Here is a 5,118-nt window from a genome sequence, read left to right on the forward strand (position 1 = left end):
TTTATATTGCATTTGATATAAACATTGCAGTATATTATTTTTCAATAACTGGTATAAAGTAAATCGGTTATTGAAAAAGTGTTTCGTCACTATTCCAATAACCGATTTAAGTTGAATTATTAGGGAGATAGGTCATTATTACAATGCACTATCGAATCCGTCATAATTATTACAATTTCAGCAAGTTTTAATCTGCAGAAAAATTAATATCTTTTTACGAATTGTATAAGACAGGTATGAGAAAACGTCCCACCTATTTCTTTTTATTGCAGATATCTATACCGTTTCTTTAAAATTTAAAAACTGTCGTCTGTTATATCTTCTGCTTGTATATCAAGGTCTTCGGGGTCTGTTTCAAATGTAGTTCTATAACTTTCTTCTATGAATTTATCATCGTCAAAATCTTCATCATCGGTTTCATCATCAGATTCCTTTGGAAAATCATCATCGTCTACATCATCAAAATCAGTTTCTTCCTCCTCTGAAATGTGCGTTTTCATTTTATCGAGTTCAATATCGCTATCATCTACAGTGTTTGCTACATCTTTCACAAAAATAGCTTCTGTCCAACCACCTTTATTTATCTCGAGAACTTCGTATCCATCTGAGATTTTCTTTTCATACAATCCGCCTTTTTGTTTCAATCGGGTAGTTGGTAAAGTTGTTGTTGTAACTTCAAAGGCACTCAAAATAATATCTTGCACATTTTTTGATAAACTATCCCAACCACCACCGAAATTTCTTTCGAGAACTTCTATAAGTTTTCTTGCAGAAATATGATGAATATTGTCTTTAGTGAGGTCAGATATCCGATTTATTGGTTTTTTCTTTATTGCCCATTTTGCGACAACTCCATCGTCTAACCTTACTTGTCCAACTTTATAACCGCGTTCTTCATACTTATCTACTATTTCTTTCTTATCTACTCTAATTTCTTCAATAGTAAAAGCACTTTTAATAATATCTAGATAATGGTTTTCATTATCTTTTAGGTCAGCATCACGTTCTGCTTGAGCCCACAATCGGAATACATCATTCTCTTGAATATTCCAAACTGTAGATTTTGTTAAATTCTTCAATGAAAGTGATTTTTCTTGTTGCTTCATATCTTCTTTTTATTAACAATACCTTATAGATAGCGGTGCAAAAGTAAATACTAAAAACTAAATTTGCAAGAAAATTTTAGTAAAAATATACCTGTTACGAAAAATCAACCAAAGTGGTTGCTAAAATAAAATAGAATTCTTATCTTTGCATACAGCTATAATATAACGAACAGAATGGAACCATTAGCAGAAAGAATGCGCCCACACACACTTGACGAATATGTTGGACAAAGTCATTTAGTGGGTAAAAATGCTGTTTTGAGGAATATGATTGACTCAGGACATATTCCATCATTCATTTTATGGGGTCCACCTGGTGTAGGAAAAACCACATTAGCACAAATTATAGCTAATAAACTTGAAACTCCTTTTTATACTTTATCGGCTATTGCAAGTGGTGTAAAAGATGTACGTAATGTGATAGAGAGAGCTAAGAATGGAAGATTTTTTAATTCGCCCTCACCTATTTTGTTTATTGATGAAATTCATCGTTTTTCTAAGTCTCAACAAGACTCATTGCTTGGAGCTGTCGAAAAAGGAATAGTAACGTTGATAGGCGCAACAACCGAAAATCCATCGTTCGAGGTTATAAAACCATTATTATCTAGGTGTCAAGTTTATGTTCTTAAAAGCCTAAATAAAGAAGAATTGCTTAAATTGCTTACGAATGCAATTACACAAGATATCTATCTCAAAGAAAAGAACATTAAACTTAAAGAGACCGATGCCTTATTACGATATAGTGGTGGTGATGCTAGAAAACTATTAAATATCTTCGAACTTACAATTGATGCTTCAAAACAAGACGACGAAATAGTTATTACCAATGAGCTTGTTATAGAATGTTTACAACAAACACCCCTTGCATACGATAAAAATGGAGATATGCACTATAATATTATTTCGGCATTTATAAAATCTATTCGTGGAAGCGACCCAGATGCCACACTTTATTGGATGGCAAGAATGATAGAAGGAGGGGAAGATCCACAATTTATTGCTCGAAGATTAATTATTAGTGCAGCTGAAGATATAGGATTAGCAAATCCAAATGCCTTACTTTTAGCAAATGCGGCTTTCGATAGTGTAATGAAAATTGGTTGGCCTGAAGCTAGAATTACTTTAGCCGAAGTAGCAGTTTACCTAGCCGTATCACCAAAAAGTAATTCAACTTACCAAGGAATTGGTGCAGCATTAGCAGAAGTTCGCAACAGTGGAAACCAACCTGTTCCGCTTTATTTATGTAATGCACCTACAGAATTAATGGCATCATTGGGATTTCATGATGGATATAAGAATCCACATGAATATCAAGGACACTTTACAGAACAACAATATTTGCCAGATACACTTACAAATAAACGTTTTTGGAATCCACAACATTCACCACAAGAAGAAAAATACTATCAGTGGATGTTACAATGTTGGGGAGATAAATATAAAAAATAAAAGAAAATGAAAATAGTAGATTTAGATGGTTATGCAGCTAACCCTGGAGATATCTCATGGGACGGTGTAAAAGAATTAGGAGAATTTACCTTTTACGATTATTCTGAAGATAATCAAATTATAGAAAGGGCAAAAGATGCAGAAATTGTTCTTGTCAATAAAATAAATATGACAAGAGAGATTATAGAACAGTTGCCCAAATTAAAATATATTGGAGAATTAGCTACTGGTTACAACAATATAGACCTACAAGCAGCCAAAGAACATGGCGTTATTGTTACTAACATTCCAGCATATAGCACCGACAGTGTTGCACAGTTTGTTTTTGCTCACCTATTAAATGTTGCAACTCACGCAGATCATTATGCTTGTCAAACACGTAAAGGAGTTTGGAGTAGTAAGAAAACATTCTGTTATTGGGACGAACCTCTCTTTGAACTTGCAGGAAAAACATTAGGTATAATCGGATTAGGCAATATCGGAACAAAGGTTGCATGGATAGGACACATGTTAGGAATGGATATTTCGGCATATACAAGTAAAAATAGTAGTAATTTACCAGAATGGATTCGCAAGACAACTTTGGAAGGACTTTATCATACTGCCGATATCATCACACTTCATTGTCCATTAACAAAAGAAAATACACACATGATTAATAAAGAAGCATTAGCACAAATGCTACCAGGTACAATTTTAATTAATACCGGACGTGGTGCATTGATAGATGAATTAGCTGTAGCTAATGCATTAGAAGAGGGACATTTAAAGGCTTATTGTGCCGATGTTATGGAACAAGAACCTCCACGCAAAGATAATCCATTAATAAAACAGCCAAATGCTTATATTACACCACATATTGCATGGGCTACTATTGAAGCACGTCAGCGACTAATGAATATTTGTGTTGAAAATATAAAAACGTTTATAGCAGGTAATCCGCAAAATGTTGTAAACAAATAAATATCAAATTAAAATATCAACACAACACAAAAAATAAACTATGACATTCAACGATCCACAATTCGCAGATGCTCTTTTAGAACTTATTGAAGGATTGGGGACATTAGCTTTCGCAATTTCAGGAATAAGGCATGCTGCAGAAAAACATTTCGACTGGTTTGGAGGATATGTATGCGGATTTGCTGTTGCAATAGGTGGTGGAACTATTCGTGATACAATATTAGGCGTGAAACCTTTCTGGACAACAGATATTCGTTATTTGTTTGTTACTGCTATTGCCTTATTTCTTGCTATAATATTAAGAAAACGTATGAAGAAACTAAACAACGCATGGTTCGTTTTCGATACATTAGGTTTAGCTTTCTTCACAATTGCAGGAATGCAGAAAACTTTAACTTTAGGATTTCCCTTTTGGGTTGCTATTGTTATGGGGTGTATTACAGGAGTTGCAGGTGGTGTTATACGAGATGTTCTATTAAACAATGAACCCGTTATTCTGCAAAAAGAAATTTATGCAATTGCAAGTGTTGCAGGAGGTGTGCTCTATTGGATACTATTAGTATTAAATTTTAGCATTACCTTTACAGTCATCACAACATTTATCTTAATCGTTCTAATTCGTTTTGTAGCTGTATATTATCATATTCAATTGCCCATATTACGAGATGAAGATTAATTTTTATATAGAAAAAATNTAAAAAAAATTTGGCAGTAATAATAAAAAGTCGTACCTTTGCACTCGCAATTAAGGAACAATATAATTGCTCTAATATATGCAATTAGAAAAAATGGTTCCGTAGCTCAACTGAATAGAGCATCTGACTACGGATCAGAAGGTTGTGGGTTTGAATCCCGCCGGAATCACAAAGGAGTTTAGATATTTTTTATCTGAACTCTTTTTTTATGTCCCTGTAGAAAATAAGGTAGAGTGTTTTGTCAATAGAAAATAAGGGGACAGTAGAAATAGGAAAGGAAATTTTATTAATCCATATATTTTTCTTTCCTTTGCATTATGGAAGAAAAATATCTATATCAGTTAGCCGAATTCATTTTACCGAGTTTGCAGTTTCTGCTTTAAGTATTGAAAAATCAGGTTTATAAAAAATATCATTATGGATACAAAAGAAATAAAAAACAAATAATTGAACTTGAGAGAAAAATAAATGTAAAATTCCCTGATCTTTATGTCGATTTTTTATCTAAGATAAATGATGGTGATACTTTTGAAATAAAGAATACTGGAATATGTATGTATTCATATTCTGATTTAGAAGAAAGAAATGAGACATACCAAGTTTATGAATTTGAACCTAAATACTTTATGATTGGACAAGATGGCGATTTAGCCTTCTTTATTTTTAGAAACAATCCTAACAATAACTCAATATACTCAAATGATCTTGGCGCATTAGGATCTGTAGATATGAAAAAAGAGGCAGATAACATCTTTGATTTTATAAAGTTATTTGAATGACTATATATTAATTGTAGAATGAAAAATAATCTTAGCGTAAAACTCACATTACCAAATAAATTTGGAGTTTTATTAGCATTATAAAATAAAAAGAATAAAGGCTATTGAATAAGAAATTAAAAAAGA

General features: G+C 32.4%; 5 protein-coding genes and 1 tRNA gene. 5 read left to right on the forward strand and 1 reads right to left on the reverse strand.

Annotated features, from left to right (window positions below; translation table 11 throughout):
- Positions 1 to 296 precede the first annotated feature (296 nt).
- Positions 297 to 1,106 carry a hypothetical protein gene (locus HMPREF9144_RS06825; RefSeq protein WP_006045189.1) on the reverse strand — a complete coding sequence of 270 codons (810 nt, stop codon included), beginning with the start codon at positions 1,104 to 1,106 and terminating at the stop codon, positions 297 to 299.
- A 174-nt stretch (positions 1,107 to 1,280) separates the two neighbouring features.
- On the opposite strand from HMPREF9144_RS06825, the gene HMPREF9144_RS06830 reads away from it, so the two are divergent.
- From HMPREF9144_RS06830 to HMPREF9144_RS06850, 5 genes are all read left to right on the forward strand, one after another.
- Complete coding sequence (locus HMPREF9144_RS06830) at positions 1,281 to 2,555, forward strand: replication-associated recombination protein A (protein ID WP_006045190.1); 1,275 nt, start codon at positions 1,281 to 1,283, stop codon at positions 2,553 to 2,555.
- A 6-nt stretch (positions 2,556 to 2,561) separates the two neighbouring features.
- Positions 2,562 to 3,518: a D-2-hydroxyacid dehydrogenase gene (locus HMPREF9144_RS06835; RefSeq protein WP_006045191.1), complete on the forward strand. Its 957-nt coding sequence runs from the start codon at positions 2,562 to 2,564 to the stop codon at positions 3,516 to 3,518.
- A 40-nt stretch (positions 3,519 to 3,558) separates the two neighbouring features.
- Positions 3,559 to 4,194 carry a trimeric intracellular cation channel family protein gene (locus tag HMPREF9144_RS06840; protein ID WP_006045192.1) on the forward strand — a complete coding sequence of 212 codons (636 nt, stop codon included), beginning with the start codon at positions 3,559 to 3,561 and terminating at the stop codon, positions 4,192 to 4,194.
- A 114-nt stretch (positions 4,195 to 4,308) separates the two neighbouring features.
- Positions 4,309 to 4,382: transfer RNA gene (locus tag HMPREF9144_RS06845), tRNA-Arg, on the forward strand.
- A 217-nt stretch (positions 4,383 to 4,599) separates the two neighbouring features.
- Positions 4,600 to 4,992, forward strand: a complete 393-nt coding sequence (locus HMPREF9144_RS06850; protein ID WP_006045194.1) for an SMI1/KNR4 family protein — start codon at positions 4,600 to 4,602, stop codon at positions 4,990 to 4,992.
- The last annotated feature ends 126 nt before the right edge of the window (positions 4,993 to 5,118 follow it).

Origin of the sequence: Prevotella pallens ATCC 700821 (genome assembly GCF_000220255.1) — a bacterium.
In the GTDB taxonomy this organism is placed as follows: Bacteria; Bacteroidota; Bacteroidia; order Bacteroidales; family Bacteroidaceae; genus Prevotella; species Prevotella pallens.

Bases quoted from the DNA above. Each gene is read 5' to 3' on its own strand.
- HMPREF9144_RS06835 (WP_006045191.1), top strand. From the start codon at position 2,562: ATGAAAATAGTAGATTTAGATGGTTATGCAGCTAACCCTGGAGATATC.
- HMPREF9144_RS06830 (WP_006045190.1), top strand. From the start codon at position 1,281: ATGGAACCATTAGCAGAAAGAATGCGCCCACACACACTTGACGAATAT.
- HMPREF9144_RS06840 (WP_006045192.1), top strand. From the start codon at position 3,559: ATGACATTCAACGATCCACAATTCGCAGATGCTCTTTTAGAACTTATT.
- HMPREF9144_RS06825 (WP_006045189.1), bottom strand. From the start codon at position 1,106: ATGAAGCAACAAGAAAAATCACTTTCATTGAAGAATTTAACAAAATCT.